This is a genomic window from Bacillus sp. TH50, from assembly GCF_016650565.1.
Classification (GTDB): Bacteria; Bacillota; Bacilli; order Bacillales; family Bacillaceae_G; genus Bacillus_A; species Bacillus_A mycoides.
In genome coordinates, this window is sequence record NZ_JAEKFM010000007.1 from 937,097 (window position 1) to 959,519 (window position 22,423).

A 22,423-nucleotide genomic window follows, 5' to 3' on the forward strand; every position below is an offset into this window, starting at 1 on the left:
ATGAGGACGATTCTAGACAAAATTGTAGAGCAAAAAAAAGTAGAAGTTGCGGAGTTATATGAAACATATTCACCAGTGAAAGAAAAAAGGAAAACACACTCACTTGTAAAAGCTTTAGAGCAGTTTACTGTAATAGCAGAGGTAAAGCGAGCGTCTCCATCAAAAGGCGATATTAATTTACACGTTGATGTGCCAAAACAAGTGAAAACATATGAAGAATGCGGTGCTGGAGCAGTTTCGGTTTTAACAGACGGTCAATTTTTTAAAGGGTCGTTTCACGACTTACAAACGGCAAGAGCAGAAAGTAACATTCCGCTTTTATGTAAAGATTTTATAATCGATAAAATCCAAATTGATAGAGCGTATGAAGCAGGAGCAGATCTTATTTTATTAATTGTTGCAGTATTGTCAAAAGAGAAATTAAACGAGCTTTATAACTACGTGCTAGAAAAAGGATTAGAAGCGATTGTTGAAGTTCATGATGAACAGGAATTAGAAATTGCAATCCGATTAAATCCGCACGTTATCGGTATTAACAACCGTAATTTAAAAACATTTGAAGTAGATTTAAGCCAAACTGAAAAGCTCGGAAAACGACTGAATGAGGAAAACCTACTTTGGATTAGTGAAAGCGGAATTCATTCAAAAGAAGATATTATTCGCGTCAAACGTGCTGGTGCAAAAGGTGTATTAGTTGGAGAAGCACTTATGACATCATCTTCTATAAGTAACTTTTTCGAAGACTGTAAGGTGAACATATGAAAGTGAAAATTTGCGGCATCACTGATGTTGAAACAGCAAAACATGCTTGCGAATACGGAGCAGATGCAATTGGATTTGTTTTTGCAGAAAGTAAGCGGAAAATCACCCCAGGGCTAGCGAAAGAAATTATTGGGGAAATTCCAGTCCACGTTTTCAAGGTAGGTGTTTTCGTAAATGAATCAGTAGAAGTGATCCAGAAAATTGCAGAGGAGTGCGGGTTAACGCATGTGCAACTACATGGGGATGAAGACAAACATCAAATTAGGAGATTGAATATTCCGTCTATAAAAGCGGTAGGAGTAGCTTTAGAGAAAGATATTGAATGTGCGAAAAAATATGATACAGATTATCTGTTATTTGATAGCCCGAAAGAAAAGTTCCACGGAGGAAACGGAAAGACATTCTCATGGGAGTTACTCGCACATATGCCAAATGAGTTGCGAGAGAAAACGATATTAGCTGGCGGATTAAACATCCTTAATATAGAAGAAGCAATTCGAACCGTTCAGCCGTATATGATCGATGTGAGCAGCGGAGTAGAGACAGAAGGAAAGAAAGATATAGAGAAAATAAAACAATTTATTAAAAAAGCGAAGGAGTGTTCAAAATGAACTACGCATATCCAGATGAAAAAGGTCATTACGGTATATACGGAGGACGATACGTTCCAGAAACGTTAATGCAATCCGTATTAGAATTAGAAGAAGCATATAAAGAAGCGATGCAAGATGAAGCGTTTCAAAAGGAATTAGATCATTATTTACAAACGTATGTTGGAAGAGAAACACCGCTTTATTTCGCTGAAAATATGACGAAGTATTGCGGCGGAGCAAAAATCTATTTGAAACGTGAAGATTTGAACCATACGGGAGCTCATAAAATTAACAATACAATCGGTCAGGCACTTCTTGCGGTAAGAATGGGTAAGAAGAAAGTTGTCGCTGAAACAGGAGCAGGACAACACGGAGTTGCAACAGCTACTGTATGTGCACTTTTCGGTTTAGAATGCGTCATCTTCATGGGAGAAGAAGATGTGAGACGACAAAAATTAAACGTGTTTCGAATGGAATTACTCGGAGCAAAAGTAGAAAGCGTTGCGGCAGGTAGCGGCACGTTAAAAGATGCGGTGAACGAGGCGCTTCGTTACTGGGTTTCACATGTACACGATACGCACTACATTATGGGATCAGTTCTCGGGCCACATCCATTCCCGCAAATTGTTCGTGATTTCCAAAGTGTAATTGGGAAAGAAACGAAAAAGCAATACGAAGCGTTAGAAGGGAAATTACCAGAAGCAGTCGTTGCTTGTATTGGCGGTGGTAGTAATGCAATGGGAATGTTTTATCCGTTCGTACACGATGAAGAAGTTGCTCTTTACGGTGTTGAAGCAGCTGGAAAAGGTGTTCACACAGAAAAGCACGCAGCCACTTTAACGAAAGGAAGTGTCGGTGTTTTACACGGATCGATGATGTACCTTCTGCAAAATGAAGAAGGGCAAATTCAAGAAGCGCACTCTATTTCGGCAGGGCTGGATTACCCAGGTGTTGGGCCAGAACATAGCTTGCTAAAAGATATTGGCCGCGTTTCTTATCATTCCATTACAGATGAAGAAGCGTTAGAAGCATTTCAATTATTAACGAAAAAAGAAGGGATTATCCCGGCATTAGAAAGTTCACATGCTGTTGCATACGCTTTAAAACTAGCGCCGCAAATGAAGAAAGACGAAGGACTTGTCATTTGTTTATCCGGCCGCGGTGATAAAGATGTAGAGAGTATAAAACGTTATATGGAAGAGGTGTAAAAAATGGGAGTAGAAAAAATTATAGCAGCGTTTGAAAATGGCAAGAAAGCATTTATTCCGTATGTAATGGGCGGAGATGGTGGACTTGAAAAGTTAAAAGAAAGAATTCGTTTTCTTGATGAAGCAGGAGCAAGCATCGTTGAAATTGGTATCCCATTTTCAGATCCAGTCGCAGACGGTCCAACTATTCAAAGGGCAGGAAAAAGAGCATTAGATAGCGGTGTAACATTGAAAGGTATTTTTCAAGCATTAATAGAGGTGAGGCAAGAAGTTCAAATTCCATTTGTACTTATGACATATTTAAATCCAGTACTCGCATTCGGAAAGGAACGTTTCATTGAGAGCTGTCTTGAAGCAGGGGTGGACGGTATTATCGTTCCAGACTTACCGTATGAAGAACAAGACATTATTGCACCGCTCCTTCGCGTGGCGAATATCGCTTTAATTCCACTCGTTACCGTAACGAGCCCTATTGAACGAATCGAAAAAATCACGAGTGAATCACAAGGATTCGTCTACGCCGTTACAGTAGCGGGCGTAACGGGAGTACGTCAAAACTTTAAAGATGAGATTCGTAGTTACTTAGAAAAAGTAAAAGCACACGTCCACTTACCAGTAGTCGCAGGATTCGGTATTTCAACACGAGAGCAAATTGAAGAAATGATTACAATATGTGACGGCGTTGTCGTTGGAAGTAAAGTCATTGAGCTGTTAGAAAATGAAAAGCGAGAAGAAATTTGTGAGTTAATACATGCAGTGAAAGAAACAGAAGAGGCTTAAGTCTCTTCTGTTTCTTTTGTGTAATAAATGTTAAAATATACAGAAAATACTTACAACTTAGAGGGTGAGAAGGCATGCTAAGACGTAAACTATTATATCTTTTTTTAACTGTACCATTATACGCTTGGCTCATTAGCATGACGAAAATAGAGTTGATGGCTCTGTTTTTAGGATATGTATTCATCTTTTCCCAATTAAATCGAATACAAGAGCAATCTATTTTAGAAGTATGTATATTTTCGGTTAGTATAGAACTATTTAGTATCGTTTCGATTGTATTATTAAATGAATTATTCCAATGGATCCATTCATTTGAATTAATAAAACTTGGGAATATTGTATTGCAAGTAATATGTGCTTATATTGTGTTTGTTGTACTAGAAAAAATGATTGGACAGCAGACGGTTTTTCAGGATAAAAGATAAAATATTAGTTATTCAAAAAAGGAGCCAAGCGGCTCCTTTTTTAAATCTGTTATAAAAATAATTGAAAATCATAACATCTGTTATATAATAGTTAAAAATTGCAATTTTTACGAAAAGAGATGATAGCATGGCCATATTGTTGGCACTTATCCCAATTATGATGATTTTTATTTGTTTATTTTTGTTTAAACAAACGTCATTAAGGGCTTCATTAATTTCTTATGCCGTTTCTGTCGGAATCGTTTTACTTTCGCCAACGTTCCAATTAGGGATAAGTGAAACTGTGCACGCAACGATTAAAGGTTGGTTAATTTGTTTTATTGTCGGATACGTTTTATTTTTCGGTATTTTTTTATTTCACCTCATGAACAAAATGGGGTACATCGATCAAGTAGCGCGTTTTCTAGAAGAAGTTACGCACGATCGCTTACTACAAATGCTTCTTATGTGCTTTGGCATTTGTCCACTTATTGAATCAGTAAGTGGATTCGGAATTGGTTTTATGGTCGCAGCACCTATTTTTCTTTCGCTCGGTTATAAACCGTTTCAAGCTGTGCTACTATCGTTTATCGGTTTACTTGCAAGTTCATGGGGCGCGATGGCAACGGGTACGATTATCGGTTCTCAGCTTATTAACATGCCGCTCACAACTCTTGGTACAAATACAGCATTATTAAGCATCCCGATTTTCGCATATTTTATCTTCCTTTCTTTATACGTTGTCGGTGGCTGGCAGGCAGTTATAGAAAAGTGTAAGGAAGGAGTAGGATTCTTTCTATTATTTTCTCTCGGAATCTATCTTTCTAACGCATACGTAAGTGTTGAACTTGCAGGGATATTAAGTTCTATCGTTACCATTACATTTGGCTTTCTAATCATTAAATTAAAAGGAAAAAGTGAGCAAAACTTTATAACAGAACATGCTGCGGCTGTAGAGAGAGAAGTATCTATTATAAAAATTATTAGCCCTTATATATTCTTAACAGTTTGTATTTTACTTTCTCGCCTCGTTCCAGCATTACATGATTTTCTTAGGTCATATGCAGTTCTCGATTTAAAATCATACTCTTACAAACTAGAGTTACTATATTCGCCAGGGTTTTGGCTCGCCATGACTTGTTTATTTACAATTATTTTCTTCCGCATTCCATCCAATATTATGAAACAATCACTCTCGCAAACGATAAGACAATGGATTCCATTCGCAATTACAACGACGATGTTTATCGCCATTTCAGAACTAATGGGCGCATCTGGTATGCATTCATTACTCGCAAAAACAGCTGGTGAAACATTTGGCACGTTTTTCGTTTTCGTTGCTCCGTTTATTGGGGGAATCGGAGGCTTTTTAACAGGTAGTAACGCAGGATCAAATGCGATGTTTATAAAGCTACAAATGCAAACAGCGCAAAACGTAGCACTCCCGTGGCAATACGTCACAACGCTCCAAAACACCGCATCATCAGTAGCCACAATCGCTTGTCCATCACGGATTACACTAGGCGCGTATTTATGTAATATCCCTTATCGTGAAAATGAACTATTAAAGAAGACGACGTTAATGATTTTTGGTGCGGTGTTGCTTGTAGTGGTGGAGGTTATTGTTTGGTATATGTTGAGAAAATAAGAAATCCTCCTGGGAAAGGAGGATTTTCTTTTTATATGGATAATGCCTAAAGTATGAACAGCTTCTACTAAATGAATAGGAGATGAAAGAGATGCCCTTAAAAAACTACGGTGTATTAAAAGGTACAGTTGTACAATCTAAGATTGGAAAAGGGAAAACACCTCATTATCAAGTTCATTTACAAGGCGAAGCAGGAGTTAATTATCGCATTGCAATTAACGTGAAATCGCAAAGCTATCCGTCGGAAGTTTTATATTTTGCGAGTAACAATATTCGATCAGAGGCGATTCATATTTTACCGACATTACCGTTCGGTTTTACGGAAGTGAAAAACAATGAGCCGAAAGTAGCTTTAGATTATGTAAGAGGTAATTTATTTGATTCAAAGCAAATGATTCCTTTACCTGCTGAAAAATCGGGATCTGATAATGATTTAAATGAGAAAATAGAACATTATATAAAAAGAGCAATAGATGAGAAAGCAATTATTTATGCGTTTGGTGAAAGGTGGGGACCAGAAGAAAAGGTTCCGGATTCGTATTTCCACTTTACACCTGGAAACGGTATACACGATATTCATATGAATCAAGGGAATGTAGAGAAATGGCAAGGTGATGATGGCAAATGGCAAGACGGTGGGATATTGATTCACTTTGAGAAGAAGGAAGAGTGGATTGGTATTTTTCTTGCCTTTCAGTCACAGTCATGGTGTACCGATGAAGAAGGGCACGCTCGTGTTCCGGTTGAGCATTGTGATTATAAGAGAAATAATTGATGAGAAGAGGGCGTTCACAATGAACGCCCTCTTCTTATTTTATAAAACACAAAACTCACAAGTGTAGAAATACAAGAGAAAAGAAGCGCCACACTAGAAAACGCGATGAAATACATATTATACTTCATCATTTTACCGATTAGTTGGTTACTATCGTACTGAAACAGTCCCGCTATTATATTGAATAAAAATAATACGATAAACATGACGATAACACCGTCTATTGATCCTTTAATGTCTGGTTTACTTAAAGCGATATGTGCGGAAATGCAAATAGCGATAAATAAAAATAACCAAAATGAAGGATTCAATAAATTGCTAAATGTAAATAAGCTTTTCAATAATACAAACGTCGATATTAGCATGTTTTGGATCATGTCTAAGCTAATAGAAGTCGATGTAACAGTTTTTTCCAGATTCGTATTAAATAAAGAATATGAATCTGGTACGAAATAGCGCATTAAAAGTATTAAGGCAGTAATCCCAGAAATAATAGGACCGATGCCGATAAAGAAATTACCGATTCGTTGGTATATACTTTTTTGATTGTATTGATGTTGTACGTAACCTAAAGCTCCCTGACTTGTATCTGTTGGGAAAAACTGCGTTGCTACAATTTTATGACGAAATAATAGACACATAATTGCATGTCCAAGCTCATGAACGGGAACACCAATCCACGCGGTTAAAAGAAAACCTTTCCTACCAAAAGCTCTTGACCAATACGTTCGTGTGAGAGATTCTAAATAACCTAATATAAATCCAATTACAATGATGACACCAATTAAAGAAAATAATTGGATCACACTTGTAAGGAGTGTTTGAAAAATCGAGTTTACAAATTCCACTGTCTTCATCCAATCTGTTTAAAGTTTCACTTTATCCCGCATTAACGGGCAGTAAGACTCCCACCTCAAAATTCGGCGAATGCGAGGAAGTTAGGTGGGAGATAACTGCCCGTAAAAGCCCGATTGGTTCAACTAATAATCAGTGGGTAATGGACAAAATCCCCACTGATTAAAGTTTCACTTTATCTGCTCTGTTTCATAATAACATTATTTTTCTATATTACTAGCACACATAGTTTCGTTTAAAAGAAGGATTTCATATTCTTTTTCTTGTAGTCATGTTTTATGTACAAAGTCATATATTGAATTTGTAACACCCTATAAGGTATATGCTTAAGGAGGGATGAGAGAATGAAATGTCCGGCATGTAATACTGAAAATGCAGCGGAAGCAAGGTTTTGCGGAAATTGTGGACATTCGTTAACGGAAGAAGTGGTAGCGAGTGGTGGGCAGGAAGAAGGGCAGCTATCACGCCCGGCACGAGTAAAGGAAACTCGTCCGAATGAAACGGTAGAGCAAGTGAAACAATTTGCAAGTGGCTATTTTCAGTTCTTTAAAAATGCTTTTAAATCACCATCGGCCATTATGGAAAGTGGAAATATTGAAGTGCGAAATGGAATTGTAAGTCTTGTGCTTATTTGCTTTTTAGGAGCATGTATTTTTTATAGAATGATGAGCGCAGCGGCGACTGTTACGAGGACATTAGTGCCAGATATAGCTACTCCTACTTTCTTTGGAGAATCTGTAATGGTCTTTTTCTTTTTATTAATTTTAACTTTATTTGTCGGATTTATTATTTTTGTAAGTGGTAAGATGATGAAATCATCTTTTTCTTTTCTTGAAGCATTCGGTATATGGGGGACGATAGCGACACCAGCTATTGCTATACTAGTTCTTTCTTTTCTATTTAGTTTTCTATTGATCTTTTTTTTACCAATCTTATTAGGGCTGGCTACAACGTATATGGGAATTAGTATAATTGTAGCTATATTAAAACTAGACAACGGCGGAGTAGATCCTGTTTACACACTTATTATCGCAAATGTTTTAATCGGAATTGCAACGTTTATCGTGTTTTGGTCTTACATTAAAACGATAATCCAAACCTTTATCGGGGGATTAACAGGCTTCTAACGAAAAGGTGGTTGAATGGATGAATGTATGCACAAAGTGCGGGACTCATTTTGAAGACAGTGTGCAATTTTGTCAAAACTGCGGGACGAAGAGGCGGGATCCTGTAGTAAAGAAGCAGAAAATGAGCAAAGGGACAATAATTCGAATTACACTTTTAACATTTTTTATTATAGTATTGGGCGGATTATATGCGTATGGATCTTCATATTACTCACAATCATCGCAAGTAGAGAGAATTATTACTGTTTTACAAGAGAGGGACGGGGAGAAATTAGCTGAGATCACCACGGCAGATGATCCAGCCGTTATTGTCACAAGAGAGAGTGTAACGGCTCTATTTTCATATATAAAAGAAAATCCATCTTACGTGAATGAATTGAACGAATATTTGAGGCAAGGTGAAAAACAAGGGGATGGAATAGAAAGAGCAGATTTTTCTTTAACGAAAGACGGGAAGTATTTCTTTTTATTTGATCGGTATAAATTGAAAGCGAAGACGTATTATACGACGCTGCTTTCAAATGAAAAAGGTACATCTTTAAAAATGAACGGAAAAGAAATTGATAAGACAAATGACAAAAAGTTTGAGAAGCAATATGGACCGTTTCTTCCAGGAACTCAAGTGTTTCAAGCGGAATATAAAAATGACTATGTAAAACTATCACGAGAGGAAAAGGTTGTACTTATAAAACAAAGTCAAAATAATGTAACGGTAGATTTAACGTTGCAAGGGCAATATATTACAGTTCAAACGAATGCGTCTGGTGCAACATTGTACGTGAATCAAAAGCCAGTTACTGCGTTGACTGGAGAAGAAATTACGTGGGGCCGATAGCGACTGATGGAAGTGCGGCGATTTATTTAGAACGAAATGGAGAAAACGGAAGGGAAACGACAAAGGTAGAAACGGTAACGGCACTTTCGGCTTATAATCTTCCATTTCAAAAGAAAAGTGTAGAAAAAACAGTTGTTTACAATGTTACTCCACCGCCTACGACTCATTATGTATATAATGGTTTCATCTTCCCTGATAGTGATATTCGAAAATTAACGAGTACGGACTTAACATATTTATCGAAAGAACAATTGAAAATAGCAAGAAACGAAATATACGCAAGACATGGACATATGTTTCAAACGAAAGATATGCAAGCGTATTTTTCAAAACAGTCTTGGTATAGAGAAAATCCGTATTTTACAGGAAAGCTAACAGATATTGAAACTTATAATGTTGAATTGATCAAATCAAGAGAATAAACGCGTGAAAAAGGTACAGTGCATAGCTGTACCTTTTCTATGGTTATTTAGCTGGACCAGGATCCCTTGAGAAAAAGATATGAAAGAGGAATGTGACTTTGCTTGCTCCTCCTGATGTACTTGCTTGCACATCAGATAATGCACTAGATGTTAAAACACCTTCAGAACGAGGGGGTACGACTATTTTGAGAGTATCATCTTTTTCTGATGAGGCAGTAACTGTTATTGTATCATCAGATAAGTTTACAATTTTAACAGTACCGATTGGTAAGATGGACTTGCCAGCGTGTGATGCTGAAGAGAAGCGAGAGCCTTTCCAAATCGTTTGTGCGAAAGTCTCATCATTAGATAACCAAGCACGAGCGCTGTATAATGTTACGTTAATAGAAAATTCTTGATCAAGTGGCATGGCGGCTTTCGGTTCTTGCGGTTCCTCTGGAGTTTGAGCGAGAAGGCCGGCGCACATGTATGTTTCACCTACTTTCAATAGTTACTGTTATAGCATATTAAACATCTTGTTTATAAGACACGACGGATACCTATTCATGCATAGGTTTGTGCACCAAATTTGTAGATAGAATTCTATTTCTTTACAATGGAAGTAGGGGTTATTTCTATAAAATATGGAAATCGTAAAGAGTATGTAAAAAAGAAGGAGTGGTAAAGTGAACTATGTCATTATTGGCGGAGATGCAGCAGGTATGAGTGCAGCAATGCAAATTGTTAGAAACGATGAAACTGCAAATGTTGTAACGTTAGAAAAAGGTGAAATCTATTCATACGCTCAGTGCGGATTACCGTATGTGATTAGTGGTGTTATTGCTTCTACTGAAAAGTTAATTGCACGCGATGTAAAGACGTTTCGTGATAAATATGGAATTGATGCGAAAGTACGTCATGAAGTAACGAAAGTAGATACGGAAAAGAAAATGGTGTACGCAGAGCATACGGAGACGAAAGATGTTTTTGAATTTCCATATGACCGTTTATTAATTGCGACTGGAGTGCGTCCTGTTATGCCAGAATGGGAAGGGCGAGATTTGCAAGGCGTTCATCTTTTAAAAACAATTCCGGATGCTGAGCGCATATTAAAAACGCTAGAAACGAATAAAGTTGAGGCTGTAACTATTATTGGCGGCGGTGCAATTGGACTAGAGATGGCAGAAACATTCGTCGAACTTGGTAAGAAAGTAAGAATGATTGAGCGAAACGATCATATTGGCACAATTTATGATGCCGATATGGCGGAATATATACATAAAGAAGCAGATAAACATAATATTGAAATTTTAACGAATGAAAATGTAAAAGCGTTTAAAGGAAAAGAAAGAGTAGAACAACTAGAGACGGATAAAGGGACGTATAAAACTGATCTCGTTTTAGTATCTGTCGGTGTACAGTCAAATACTGATTTTCTTGAGGGGACAAATATACGTAAAAACCATAAAGGTGCAATTGAAGTAAATGCTTATATGCAAACGAATGTGAAAGACGTATATGCTGCTGGTGATTGTGCAACACATTACCATGTTATAAAGGAAATTCATGACCATATCCCGCTCGGAACGACTGCGAATAAACAAGGGCGACTTGCCGGACTCAACATGGTTGATAAACGCAGAGCATTCAAAGGTACGTTAGGTACAGGCATTATTAAATTTATGAATCTGACGCTCGCAAGAACAGGCTTAAATGAAAAAGAAGCGAAAGGGCTAAACATCCCGTATAAGACGGTCAAAGTAGATTCAACAAATATGGCGGGCTATTACCCGAGTGCTTTGCCACTTCACTTGAAATTACTATATCACGCCGATACGAAACAATTGTTAGGCGGACAAGTAATTGGAGAAGAAGGTGTAGATAAACGTATTGATGTTATCGCAATGGCACTTTTCAATAAAATGAGTATTCACGATTTAGAAGATGTCGACTTAAGTTACGCACCACCATATAACAGCGTTTGGGATCCAATTCAACAAGCAGCAAGGAGAGCGGAATAGCACTTTTTTAAGTGCTATTTTTTTGTGAAAGGGGAATAAATAAAGTTTCACTTTATTTTGAATATACCGTTCACCCTTGAAAACATAGTACGTATCGCTTATATTGTCATATAGTATTTATTTTTTAATAAAGCAATGAACGAACCAGGGGGCACAGTATGGCAATTAACATGAATACAATCGAAGAATGGATTGCTGAATCAAATGCAAGAAACGAAGAAGACTTAGGAAACGTTGTTGAAGAGATGAAAGAAGTATGTGTCGGACTTGATAACGCGACATTAATTTATACGAAAAACGTATTTTGTTTCGGTAAGAAAGTAGAAGTATTCTTCTTCTTCCAAGATCACGTCGTTATCGGAGAAGAGAAGGAAGAGTATATTGAGATTGAAAAATTAAAGTATGATGACATTACAAATAGCAACTTAAAAACAAATGACAAAAATACAACGTTAGAACTTAAGTTTTCTAACGGGAAAGCTATTAATTTAGATAGTCTAAATGATAACTACGGTACGAAAAACTGGTTATTTGCAAGACAAATTAAGAGTATTTTTAAAGTAATCTAGTAAAAAAGGCAGACCCCTAATGGTCTGCTTTTTTACTTATTTCCTATTAAATAAAGGCACCCTCTTTCTTCGTAACATTTCACGCTTGTAAATCCCGTCTCATAAAAAAGGTTTACTAATTCTTCGGTCGTCTTAAATTTATCCATATGATATTGGATTTTGAAAGTTTCAGCGACTAGTAAAACGGATCCATTCGGTTTTAAGACGCGAAATACTTCTTTCATATCATTTTTTATATAAGAATATGTATTTATTTCGCTTTTAATAATTTAACTCCTTTAAAAAAAGCACGCCATTAATCGGCGTGCTTCTAATTATGCAAGGACCCTTTTAACCAATTACGCGCCCTGTAAGCCCCAACAGGAATTTGAATGAGTGAAGTTTCATTTCCGGCATCAATCCCGTACAATTGATCGCATGAATTTGTATCAAAACTTAGTAACGGATGCCCGCCCATCCCCATCGCAGTCGCTGCAAAAACGAGTTTATGAACGAGCATGCCAGCTTCCATTTGATGAATGCGATATCCTCTATAACCTAATTTATTTTTATAGTAATCTTTATTTCCGATTACATGTAGACAAAGTGGTACTTGAAAAAGGTTTACGTTATCCATCGTCATACTGGATTGCAGAGAATAACGAAGGTCTCCGTACCGAATTGGCTGTATGGAATGTGTCCTACTGTTATAAGCGTAAGCGCCGTTTTCTATGTCTTTTACGTTATAAAAACATCCATATAGTGAGACTCGTGCGTTTTCATTTAAATATTTGCCATCAAGGTCGTTGTAATAAGGGAAGGAGAGGCTCGCTTCTTGTAGTAAAGTAGCGAGCTCGGCTGCATCCCATTTCGTTAAACTGAAGTCAGAATCAGGTGAATATCGTTTTTTACAAAGTTGTAAAAAATCATATGATAAACGTGCCACTTTAGGTAGCTGTACAGCCTGTGCACTATATTGTTGTCGTTCTTCACTGGTAAATGTTTGGAAGTGTTCTGTTGATTCAATCATAGATGACGCGTTTATTTTTTTTATCATCGGATAGTCATCTACATGTTTTGAACGAACGAAATGCTCATGTGTTAACGGCGGGATTTGCTGCAACAAGTCATGAGAAGTAACGGTTTTATTTTTACGATGATCATCATGAAACCAATCTGTATTCGGTTCTGTACTTAAAGGAATAACAGCATACACACTTTCTTCACCTTCTGACAGTCCAAGTAAATGATTCATTGCCCGATCTAGAAACTGAAAATATACACCATTTGTATAACCAAATTGTTTTGCGCATTCAAGTAATTGACCGATGAGAACACCGCTATCTAATCCTTGAAGACGATACGAAAAGTTATTGTATTTAAAGAAGTTTTTCCAAAACATAGTGGATACAAATGCAGCACCAAAACAAGAATGTATGTTACAACGATTGCCGAGTGCTTCTGTAAGATAAGAATCGAAATTTCCTTCGCGAAGTAAGATAAGACGGTGATGTGCGGCGTCGTAATGGTAAATGCCGTCTGGATAATGATCAATTTTTAAATACATATATAATTCATTCGGATATAAAGCACCCCCAGAAGGGATGAATCTTCGAAATAGAGTTGTTGTTTTATTATTTTCTAGGTTAGTAGTAGGCTGACATAATTGTGTTAAACCAAATGAGTACCAAAGATAATGACCGATTTCCTCTAAGTTAGGTTTAGTAGAAGAATTCCGCAAAGTTAATGGGATTTCTAAAGAGAGAGGGATTACTGGTAAATTTCGATATAATTTATAAGGAAGTGGTGCGTCTTCCCAGTCAATCTCTTTATCGGACGACATAATTTCATTAATAGAAAAATGGAGATGATGTAAAAAAGTATCAGGTTGCATCAAATTTCCCCCTCACTATGAATTATGGAAACGGATGCGGATGTGGATTTAAACTTTCATTCGTTAAAGGCTCAGCCCAATATCCAAGTGTCATCGGTACGGTATACACTCTATCCAGTCCTGTAACCCGAGTGAGATGGTGACCGAACGTCATCGGTAACATGCCTGGAATAATTACTTTTACACAATGTAAGCCGTTCTTTTCTATAAGGGGGACCGTTTGATCTACAACAATTACTTCAAGTCCAGATTGATGTAATCTGTTTAAAAGTTGATGAAGATCAGATGTTAAATCCATATCAAATGATTGTAATGCATTCATTTCTTGGAACGTTTGCACTGGAGCATCTTCACGTAAAAGGAAGTGAAGACGCTCTTCAGCTTCTTTCAATCCGTACAGCATACTATGGTCTTCCATTTGCGAAACAAGATATGGATCTTGTAAACAGTTTTCATATTTCTCTCTTTTTTGTTCAAGCTCTTCATCTGTTATAAGTAACATGCCCGCTATTTCATGAATTGCATTTTTTACAGCTCGAATTGGTTCCATATGTGCGCCGCCAGCACAGACGAGATTCATACCATCTTGCCTTGTATTTTTCGCAATGACCCATATGCTCGGAATACCATGTTCCATCGTTGCGTTGAAAACGTATAATTCATATCCAGTAATTGTGCGTAAGCGTTCCAACATTAGTTGCAATTCAGTATCATTGGCTGAACTAAGATCGAGACGGGGAAGAGGTAACTCGGCATACCAAGTGAGCAAAAAGGCGTCACGCTCTACAATTTCTAAAATGCCGTGAAAAATTGCTTCTTCTAAACTACCACCAATTGCACATCCATTTGATGTTTCATACACGAAAGCATCTCTATGACCAAGGCTATAATAAGCGATTGATTCTGGAACTAGAAGGGGCCTGCTTTGTAATAAAGAATATCCCCATACCCAGTTTTGCTCATAATCAGGATCAAACGGTTTAAACGGAAAGGTATCACGATTATAGTGTCCATTTGTATGTACACCAAGTGTGAGGGGATTCAGTGCAATATCTTCTAGCTCACGAAAACTGCCATGTACATTTGTTTTTTTTCCACGAGGCGACATACCGCAATAGCGTTCTAATCCTTCTAAAATAGCGGTTGCTTCACTAAGTGAAAATGAATGAGTCCGGCCCGCGACACCTTCATTTCCAAACAGTAACGGCATGTTTATAATGACATCAGCAAACGGTAATAAAGAATGTTGCATTTGGCCGTTTAAAATACCAGTCCGGTAATCTAAATAGTCTCTCGTTAAAAATGTGTTTAGCTCATGAATGGAACGACAGCGATACGTTTCAGTACTCGTTTTCAAACTTGGTTGTAAAGAAATTTGCGCTGCATCTGCTGTATCGTCAGGCAAATTGCTGCATACCGGACAGAGAGGGTCTGGAAGAAACGAATTCCGGGTACATTGTAACGTTTGTAAGTCCAGTAAAATGAGTTCGTTTTCTAAAGAAGAATATCCATGAGCTAATATTTTCTCTGTTTCGGCATGAATGAGCTGGCACATTTGTAACATTCCATTTTGGGTGGCGCGTCCATCACGCCTCGTCACGTTCTCTGCTTTTAATGCATATTTTCGTTGTAGTTCCCACATTTCTTTTTGATCAAAGCCAGCTATAAACCGGCGTCCATCAGCGCAGTGGGAACATCCAGTTGTAAGAGGCTTCACGTAAGGACCGATAATACCTTCACCAAACGAAGTAAACGCGCGAAGCCACGGAATATTATTTGAGCGAAAGATAAGCTCAGCATCATGATGTACGGAAGAAGGAGACCCGTCATGTAAAACGAGAGCAAGATGAATGTTTTCAGGGAGAGCTTCTGTAATTGTATGCTGGCGGATGAGTGAATATTGCTTACACAATTGCTCATGTACATAGTCTGTGAGTAGGCCATCTCCTATAAGTAGTATGTTTTGAGTCATTGGTCATCCTCCTTTGCAATTAATACCCCATATACACCGTCTAAGTTGTCTCTTAAAAATGACTCAATAGCTAAATCAAAAACGAATGGATACAAGTTGTTTTCCGTTAAATTTTGCAAAGCAACTTGTAAAGACTGTACGCCTGGAATTTCTTCCTCTTCTTGTATTGCTACTCTAACAGGATCCGTACTATATAAAACAATGGATGATTCCGGTAACATATTAGCTTTATAAGGAATCTCTTCATTTTGAATATGAAGGAGTGCTTGTTGCAGAGCATTTCTTAATGCGAGTGTTATATTAATATTTGCCGCACCATACCATCTATCATTAATACCGATCCAAACGACAGGAAAACCAAGTAACCCCTCACTCATTCCTACTTTAGGTATTTCATGAATTGTAGAGAGAGCATCGTAGTAAAACCTACAATGTTTATCATGAATTTCGGTTAAATAAAGCTCTGTAATCTCTTCTAGCATATGTGATTGGCGTTCATATAACTTATTATTTAAATGTTTTTGGAGTGCTCGGTATACACCTTCTGTCATCGTTTCCCCAGCACCAATACCGATATCAGTATGTTCGGGGATAAGACGATGAATCATTTCAGCTACATATGTTTCAACTCCTGTTAAGCCAGCTTCGCGACGTGCTTCATTATGAGTTAATCCACCGCAAGTTATAGTAGGAAGGGGAGAGGTAGGTCCGTCTGATAATGGATTTGCAACTTGAATATTGCACTGTGATAAAGGCAATTGGTGTAAATCTTGTTCATCCCACATGTGGAATATGCCAGCTTCTTTAGAAGTTAACGTATCAAAAAAACGAAAAAGTTCAGTTGAAGTATATTGTCCGGAACGATGGGCAAGGTTTTCTTGAAGATTTTGCACCGTATCAATTGTAAAGATTTCATCGGTTGCGAGAAGATGTTTTATGAAAGGGTGCCACTTTCCTTCAAGTGTTTCCAAGTTTAATAAAAAGAATTGAGGATTATGCTGCCTATGTGAACCTTCAGCGACATGTTTAAATAACTCAAAAACGATAACATTTGCTAACATTGCAGATGCAATTGGTGAGAAAGATTCAGGTGGATTTTCACTTTGTAAAGTAGTTTCGTGTAGACGATGCCAAGCTGATTCCCAGCATTCTTCACGGTCTGCGGTTACGACGGGTCCAGCTAAACCAATTCTTGATAAGCAAATAGCTGGTATGAAATTTTTCTTAAACTCTCTACAAATAGTATGGATTGCTCTTAAACTTTCAATATCTCCATTTTGGGAAACATATAAAATCCAGTCGAAAGGCTCGAATACTTCATGTAAAGGGCGATCAATTGTAATATCTATTTCTTGAATAAGTACATTGTCATCATTTGCATTTGCACGTTCGCTTAGTTCATGAATTCGATCGTAGTTTGTTTCAGCACGATCTGTAACAAGATAATGGAATGTAGGTAAACCAGATTCTAATAAAGAAGAAACTAGGGAAGTAAGCATATCGCCAGAACCAATTATAAGCACATTTGCTGCGCGGTACGTTTCGAATTTTAAAGCGCCTGAATGGGAATCAGCTTCTAAAAACTCAATTTGCGAAGCATATCTGTCGAGTAATGCACTGTTTAATTCGTGGGGAGCATCTTGGCTTACATCACGAATGAAACCATTTTCATATAAAATCTCTCCAATTTCAAATACACGATTTTGATAGGGGAGAGGGAGACCATCGGTTATTTCTGTCAAAGAATGATTACCGTTAAACATAGGCATTAATTTCTCAATCCAGTCATAAATTCCATCACCATCCATACGGAATGAACTGGAGTTATTTCGAAAGTAAACACCCCCGTTTGAATCGGGGAGGAAGAAAGTATCCTTATTTGCTTTAAGTTTTGCATGAACTGGAAGGTTATTCATGTTTATCCCCCTTACGTTTTAGGCATACATTATTAGTCTATGTAGTGTGATTTGTCCCATATGAACATAATGAAAAAAGGCTGTAGAATGATTCATTCTACAGCCTTTAATAGATTAATAATCTATCAACCTTCTAATAATAATGATTTTGGATCTTCAAGCATATCTTTAACAGCAACAAGGAAGCTAACTGCTTCTTTACCATCAACAATACGGTGATCGTAAGATAGTGCAAGGTACATCATTGGACGGTTTTCCATACGCTCAGCATCAATTGCAACTGGACGTACTTGGATTTTATGCATCCCTAGAATACCTACTTGTGGACTATTTAGGATTGGTGTCGACATTAGAGAACCGAACACACCACCATTTGTAATTGTAAATGTACCACCTTGTAGCTCTTTTAATGAAAGTTTATTATCGCGTGCTTTCAGACCTAAATTACGAATCTCGCTTTCAATTTCAGCGAAGTTCAATTGGTTAGCATCGCGTACAACTGGAACAACTAATCCATCTGGAGCTGCTACTGCAATACCGATATCATAGAATTTTTTAATGATAAGCTCATCGCCTTGAATTTCAGCATTTAATAATGGGAACTGTTTTAATGCTGCAACAACTGCTTTTGTGAAGAATGACATAAAGCCAAGACGTACATCATGTTTTTTCTCGAAAGCATCTTTGCGTTCTTTACGTAATTCCATGATTGCACTCATATCAACTTCGTTAAATGTAGTTAACATTGCAGATGTTTGTTGAACTTCTACAAGACGTTTTGCAATTGTTTGACGGCGGCGGGACATTTTCACACGCTCAACTGGTTTTTCAAATTCAGTTTTTGCAACTGGAGCCGGACTTTGTTTTGGAGCAGCTGGTGCTTCTTTTGGCGCTGCAGCGTGAGCTTGTACGTCATGTGGTCTCACACGTCCAAGTGGATCTGTGCTACGTACTTCGTTTAAATCGATTCCTAATTCACGAGCCATTTTGCGAGCAGCTGGTGATGCGATAGGACGATTTGTATTTGGTAAACCTTGCAACGCTTTATTTTGTTCAGCACTTGGAGCTGCTGCTTTCGGTGCTTCAGTAGTTTCTTGTTTTGGTTGCTCATTAGCCGGAGCTGGTGTGCTTACTTCAACCGCTGCGCCGTTTGCATCTAAAATTGCGATAGTAGCGCCAACTTCAACTGTATCTCCAGGTTCGCCTAGTAACTTCGATACAATACCTGAATCCTCTGCAATGATTTCTACATTGACTTTGTCAGTCTCAAGCTCAACAACGCTGCCACCTTTCTCAACTTTGTCGCCTACGTTGATAAGCCATTGTGAAATAGTTCCTTCTGAAATAGATTCTGCAAGCTCAGGTACTTTAATTTCGATCATTTTAAATGTCCTCCCCTTATTTGCCTAACGGTGTGTTTTATCTTCTTTAATCTTCGGTAATCTCCATTTGTTAGCCTGGCTGTGGCAGACTATCTGCCACAGCCAAGCCTGAAAAACTCATTGTTACTTTCAGTTGCTGAAAACTTCAATTTCTTGTTTATCTTGACGGAAGTTGTACTTCACATCTAAAGCGTGTGCAACGATTAATTCTTGCTCAGCTTTGTGAGCGAATGGATCGCCACCAGATGGGCTAGAACGATCCGGGCGTCCAATGTAACCTGTTTTCACTTTATCCCCAGCTAGTTCGAATAGAATTGGAGCCATGTAATGCCATGCGCCCATATTACGAGGTTCTTCTTGAACCCAAATGATTTCTTCTAAGTTTTTAAAGCGTTTAATAATAGATTGAACTTTTTCAGCAGGGAATGGGTACAACTGCTCGATACGAACCATATGAACTTCATCTAGGCTGTACTCATGCTTACCACTTTCGATTTCTGCTGCTAAGTCAATTGCCATTTTACCTGTACTTAAAACAAGACGTTTTACTTTGTTTGGTTTCGCACCAAGGTTTTCTTGTTCTAAAGCAGGTTGGAAACGTCCTTCGCTTAACTGACTAGCAGTTGAAAGCGTAAGTGGATGACGTAATAAACTCTTTGGTGTCATAAGCACTAACGGTCGAACAGCTTCTGTTCCTAAGATAGATGCTTGACGACGTAAAATATGGAAGTATTGTGCCGCGCTCGTTAAGTTTGCAACTGTCCAGTTGTTCTCAGCAGCTAATTGTAAGAAACGCTCTGGACGTGCACTAGAGTGTTCTGGCCCTTGACCTTCATAACCGTGTGGTAATAGAAGAACTAAACCAGATTTTTGACCCCATTTTGCTCTTCCTGCTGAAACATATTGATCAAATAATGCTTGCGCAGTATTTGAGAAGTCACCGTATTGAGCTTCCCACATCACAAGAGTTTCTGGAGCAAATACGTTGTAACCATATTCGTAACCAACAACAGCAGCTTCTGATAACGGACTGTTATGAACAGAGAATGATGCGTTAATGTTCGGTAAACGGTGTAATGGTGAATATGTTTCGTTTGTATCAGTATCGTGTAATACGATATGACGGTGCGCGAATGTACCACGCTGTGAATCTTGACCAGTTAAACGAATTGGCGTACCTTCTTGCAAAATAGAAGCGAATGCTAACGATTCAGCAAGTGCCCATTCAATTTTACCGTTCTCTTCAAGAGCATCTTTACGGCGCTCAAGAATTTTCTTCACTTTTGGATATACGTTAAAGCCTTCAGGCCAAGATAATAGTCCTTCATTAATTGCACGAAGTGATTCAATTGAAACACCAGTGTCAATCGGCTGGATTCCTTTTGCAACAACTTCTGGAACTTTAACGTGAATTGTTGCAGCACTCGTATCAGCTGGTGGCACTTGTGCGTATTCAGCCTTTAATTCTTCTTGTATAAACTGAGTAATTGTTTCAACCTCATCTGCATTCAGAACGCCAGCAGATTGTAATTGATCTGCATAAATTGCTCTTACAGTTGGGTGATTTTTAATTTTTTTGTACACTTGTGGTTGCGTAACTGCTGGATCATCCATTTCGTTATGACCATATCGGCGGTAACCGATTAAATCGATTAAGAAGTCCTTTTTGAACAGCGTACGATATTGGATCGCAAGGTTTGCAGCAGCAAGACAAGCTTCCGGATCATCAGCATTCACGTGAACAATCGGAATATCGAAACCTTTTGCAAGGTCGCTTGAATATTTAGTAGAACGAGAATCATAGCTATCAGTCGTAAAGCCGACTGCATTATTTGCGATAACATGAATAGTTCCGCCAGTTTGGTATGCATTCAATCTACTTAAGTTGAGTGTCTCAGACACAACACCTTGACCAGGGAATGCAGCATCACCATGAACTAAAATTACGAATGATTTTGTAGTATCTTGTTCTGGAAGACCAGATTTTTTACGATTCTCTTGAGCTGCGCGTGCGAAACCTTCAACAACAGGGTTAACGAACTCAAGATGACTCGGATTATTAGCTAATGTAACACGAGTGCTAACCTCTTCATTACCAACGACTTGTTCTCTACCTAAATGGTATTTCACGTCGCCAGTCCAGCCAGCATTTGCCACTGCACCTTCTATTTTTGCATGTTTGAATTCTGCAAACATGTGATTATATGGCTTTTCTAATACGTGAGCGAGTACGCTTAGACGACCACGGTGAGCCATACCAATCATGACATCTTCAACGCCGCCTTTAGCACCTTCTGAAACAATTTCATCTAGTACAGGTACAAGCATATCAACGCCCTCTATTGAGAAACGTTTTTGACCAACGAATGTTTTATGCAAGAATTGCTCGAAACCTTCAACAGCAGTTAAACGTTTTAAAAGAGCAGTTCGTTTTTTATTTGATAATGGTTGACGCAATGAATTTGATTCCACCATTTGATGCAACCACGCGCGTTCTTCACTATCTTGTATATGTGAGAATTCATAAGCTAAAGATTTTGTATAAACGTCTTTTAATCTATGAATTACATCAAGTGCAGTGTGAATACCCTCTGGTGCATCTTGCCATACTGTTTTTGCTGGAATCGCTTTCAAGTCAGCATCGCTCAGTTCGTTCATTGTTTTCTCGATAAGAGATTGTCCGTTTGCAGCATCTTCCATCGGATTAATGTGAGCCAATGTATGCCCGAAAGAACGAATCTGTTCAACAAGTTGAACGACTTTAAGAATCTTTTCAATGTTCCCTGTGTTTTGAGGAGAAAAATGTGTTGCTGTGTTGTCCCCTGTTACGACATCATCTTGAAACGAAGGAGCTCCAAAAATTTCAAAAAGCTCTTGTAATTCCGGATCAACAGAACCTGCTCCAGTTACGTAAAGATCATACTGTTCAATAACATAACCAAGGTTCGGACCATGGAACTTGGCCCAAGGGTTTGTCGTTGTATTCTTCCTCGTCATTTGTTTAAACCTCCCAATGCATATAATCCTTTTTCCATACAAAAAGGTGCATTTTGCTCTTTTCAATAATTGATGAACCAATAATCAATGTAAATGTTTTTCTTTACTCTTATGTTATTACAATAATTTACATAATACCAAACACTATTACTTATCTGTTTTGTAAAAAAACATTCACAATAACTTATCACCCAAGTTAATCTTTCATGTTATAAAGTAATTTCACGGGAAAACGGGGTGGATATATTTGGTATACCTACATTAATACCTATAATTGTTGCATTTAAATATAAGTATAACTATCA

17 protein-coding genes and 2 pseudogenes are annotated in these 22,423 nt (G+C 37.9%); 11 read left to right on the forward strand and 8 right to left on the reverse strand.

The features are described 5' to 3' along the window. From trpC to JFU23_RS21915, 7 genes are all read left to right on the forward strand, one after another. A complete protein-coding gene (gene trpC / locus JFU23_RS21885; protein WP_201032694.1) occupies positions 1-762 on the forward strand; it encodes an indole-3-glycerol phosphate synthase TrpC in 762 nt (253 codons plus the stop codon). Beyond that, positions 759-1,373, forward strand: coding sequence for a phosphoribosylanthranilate isomerase (locus JFU23_RS21890; protein WP_201032695.1), 615 nt, complete (start codon positions 759-761; stop codon positions 1,371-1,373). The genes trpC and JFU23_RS21890 overlap by 4 nt, the downstream gene beginning before the upstream one ends. After that, positions 1,370-2,563, forward strand: a complete 1,194-nt coding sequence (gene trpB, locus JFU23_RS21895; protein WP_002086917.1) for a tryptophan synthase subunit beta — start codon at positions 1,370-1,372, stop codon at positions 2,561-2,563. Before JFU23_RS21890 ends, trpB begins: the two co-directional genes overlap by 4 nt. A gap of 3 nt (positions 2,564-2,566) precedes the next feature. Next, positions 2,567-3,343: a tryptophan synthase subunit alpha gene (gene trpA, locus JFU23_RS21900; RefSeq protein WP_002011422.1), complete on the forward strand. Its 777-nt coding sequence runs from the start codon at positions 2,567-2,569 to the stop codon at positions 3,341-3,343. A 74-nt stretch (positions 3,344-3,417) separates the two neighbouring features. Next, positions 3,418-3,768 (forward strand): DUF4029 domain-containing protein, encoded by a 351-nt coding sequence (locus JFU23_RS21905; RefSeq protein WP_201032696.1) that lies wholly within the window; start codon positions 3,418-3,420, stop codon positions 3,766-3,768. A 127-nt stretch (positions 3,769-3,895) separates the two neighbouring features. Then, positions 3,896-5,395, forward strand: coding sequence for an L-lactate permease (locus JFU23_RS21910; RefSeq protein ID WP_063226134.1), 1,500 nt, complete (start codon positions 3,896-3,898; stop codon positions 5,393-5,395). Positions 5,396-5,486: 91 nt separating this feature from the next. Then, on the forward strand, positions 5,487-6,170 hold the full coding sequence (locus JFU23_RS21915) for a DUF2278 family protein (RefSeq protein ID WP_033730649.1): 684 nt from the start codon (positions 5,487-5,489) through the stop codon (positions 6,168-6,170). Positions 6,171-6,184: 14 nt separating this feature from the next. Here the strand turns inward: JFU23_RS21915 and JFU23_RS21920 are convergent, their stop codons facing one another. After that, positions 6,185-7,018, reverse strand: a complete 834-nt coding sequence (locus tag JFU23_RS21920) for a hypothetical protein (protein WP_078178304.1) — start codon at positions 7,016-7,018, stop codon at positions 6,185-6,187. A 351-nt stretch (positions 7,019-7,369) separates the two neighbouring features. Between JFU23_RS21920 and JFU23_RS21925 the strand changes: the two genes are divergently transcribed. Together JFU23_RS21925 and JFU23_RS21930 are read left to right on the forward strand one after the other, a co-directional pair. Continuing rightward, a complete protein-coding gene (locus JFU23_RS21925) occupies positions 7,370-8,152 on the forward strand; it encodes a zinc ribbon domain-containing protein (protein ID WP_002086912.1) in 783 nt (260 codons plus the stop codon). 19 nt (positions 8,153-8,171) lie between these two features. Continuing rightward, positions 8,172-9,409: pseudogene (locus JFU23_RS21930) on the forward strand (TcaA 3rd/4th domain-containing protein). Between the two features lie 43 nt (positions 9,410-9,452). Here the strand turns inward: JFU23_RS21930 and JFU23_RS21935 are convergent. Beyond that, the gene (locus tag JFU23_RS21935) at positions 9,453-9,875 is read right to left on the reverse strand and encodes a hypothetical protein (protein ID WP_002188801.1); all 423 of its coding nucleotides are present in this window, start codon (positions 9,873-9,875) and stop codon (positions 9,453-9,455) included. Positions 9,876-10,074: 199 nt separating this feature from the next. Here JFU23_RS21935 and JFU23_RS21940 point away from each other — a divergent pair, with 199 nt between their 5' ends. Both JFU23_RS21940 and JFU23_RS21945 read left to right on the forward strand, forming a co-directional pair. Next, positions 10,075-11,409: an FAD-dependent oxidoreductase gene (locus JFU23_RS21940; protein ID WP_050000088.1), complete on the forward strand. Its 1,335-nt coding sequence runs from the start codon at positions 10,075-10,077 to the stop codon at positions 11,407-11,409. Between the two features lie 158 nt (positions 11,410-11,567). Beyond that, a complete protein-coding gene (locus JFU23_RS21945) occupies positions 11,568-11,978 on the forward strand; it encodes a DUF3908 family protein (protein WP_002030461.1) in 411 nt (136 codons plus the stop codon). Between the two features lie 32 nt (positions 11,979-12,010). Here the strand turns inward: JFU23_RS21945 and JFU23_RS21950 are convergent. The 6 genes and pseudogenes from JFU23_RS21950 to odhA form a co-directional block, all read right to left on the reverse strand. Next, positions 12,011-12,214 (reverse strand): annotated as a pseudogene (locus JFU23_RS21950) (SAM-dependent methyltransferase); the annotation flags it as partial. Positions 12,215-12,288: 74 nt separating this feature from the next. Beyond that, the gene (locus tag JFU23_RS21955) at positions 12,289-13,851 is read right to left on the reverse strand and encodes a SagB family peptide dehydrogenase (protein WP_201032697.1); all 1,563 of its coding nucleotides are present in this window, start codon (positions 13,849-13,851) and stop codon (positions 12,289-12,291) included. Positions 13,852-13,873: 22 nt separating this feature from the next. Then, positions 13,874-15,823, reverse strand: coding sequence for a TOMM precursor leader peptide-binding protein (locus JFU23_RS21960; RefSeq protein ID WP_201032698.1), 1,950 nt, complete (start codon positions 15,821-15,823; stop codon positions 13,874-13,876). Beyond that, positions 15,820-17,739, reverse strand: coding sequence for a putative thiazole-containing bacteriocin maturation protein (locus tag JFU23_RS21965; RefSeq protein ID WP_085309821.1), 1,920 nt, complete (start codon positions 17,737-17,739; stop codon positions 15,820-15,822). The genes JFU23_RS21960 and JFU23_RS21965 overlap by 4 nt, the downstream gene beginning before the upstream one ends. 125 nt (positions 17,740-17,864) lie before the next feature. Continuing rightward, the gene (odhB, locus tag JFU23_RS21970) at positions 17,865-19,121 is read right to left on the reverse strand and encodes a 2-oxoglutarate dehydrogenase complex dihydrolipoyllysine-residue succinyltransferase (RefSeq protein WP_002168867.1); all 1,257 of its coding nucleotides are present in this window, start codon (positions 19,119-19,121) and stop codon (positions 17,865-17,867) included. Positions 19,122-19,250: 129 nt separating this feature from the next. Next, positions 19,251-22,118, reverse strand: coding sequence for a 2-oxoglutarate dehydrogenase E1 component (odhA, locus tag JFU23_RS21975; protein ID WP_002011454.1), 2,868 nt, complete (start codon positions 22,116-22,118; stop codon positions 19,251-19,253). Between the last annotated feature and the right edge of the window lie 305 nt (positions 22,119-22,423).

What these genes read in the sequence shown, in the direction of transcription:
- JFU23_RS21965 (WP_085309821.1), bottom strand. Translation starts at nt 17,739, where the DNA reads ATGAATAACCTTCCAGTTCATGCAAAACTTAAAGCAAATAAGGATACT.
- JFU23_RS21935 (WP_002188801.1), bottom strand. Translation starts at nt 9,875, where the DNA reads ATGTGCGCCGGCCTTCTCGCTCAAACTCCAGAGGAACCGCAAGAACCG.
- odhA (WP_002011454.1), bottom strand. Translation starts at nt 22,118, where the DNA reads ATGACGAGGAAGAATACAACGACAAACCCTTGGGCCAAGTTCCATGGT.
- JFU23_RS21910 (WP_063226134.1), top strand. Translation starts at nt 3,896, where the DNA reads ATGGCCATATTGTTGGCACTTATCCCAATTATGATGATTTTTATTTGT.
- odhB (WP_002168867.1), bottom strand. Translation starts at nt 19,121, where the DNA reads ATGATCGAAATTAAAGTACCTGAGCTTGCAGAATCTATTTCAGAAGGA.
- JFU23_RS21955 (WP_201032697.1), bottom strand. Translation starts at nt 13,851, where the DNA reads ATGCAACCTGATACTTTTTTACATCATCTCCATTTTTCTATTAATGAA.
- JFU23_RS21960 (WP_201032698.1), bottom strand. Translation starts at nt 15,823, where the DNA reads ATGACTCAAAACATACTACTTATAGGAGATGGCCTACTCACAGACTAT.
- trpB (WP_002086917.1), top strand. Translation starts at nt 1,370, where the DNA reads ATGAACTACGCATATCCAGATGAAAAAGGTCATTACGGTATATACGGA.
- JFU23_RS21945 (WP_002030461.1), top strand. Translation starts at nt 11,568, where the DNA reads ATGGCAATTAACATGAATACAATCGAAGAATGGATTGCTGAATCAAAT.
- trpC (WP_201032694.1), top strand. Translation starts at nt 1, where the DNA reads ATGAGGACGATTCTAGACAAAATTGTAGAGCAAAAAAAAGTAGAAGTT.
- JFU23_RS21915 (WP_033730649.1), top strand. Translation starts at nt 5,487, where the DNA reads ATGCCCTTAAAAAACTACGGTGTATTAAAAGGTACAGTTGTACAATCT.
- JFU23_RS21925 (WP_002086912.1), top strand. Translation starts at nt 7,370, where the DNA reads ATGAAATGTCCGGCATGTAATACTGAAAATGCAGCGGAAGCAAGGTTT.
- trpA (WP_002011422.1), top strand. Translation starts at nt 2,567, where the DNA reads ATGGGAGTAGAAAAAATTATAGCAGCGTTTGAAAATGGCAAGAAAGCA.
- JFU23_RS21890 (WP_201032695.1), top strand. Translation starts at nt 759, where the DNA reads ATGAAAGTGAAAATTTGCGGCATCACTGATGTTGAAACAGCAAAACAT.
- JFU23_RS21905 (WP_201032696.1), top strand. Translation starts at nt 3,418, where the DNA reads ATGCTAAGACGTAAACTATTATATCTTTTTTTAACTGTACCATTATAC.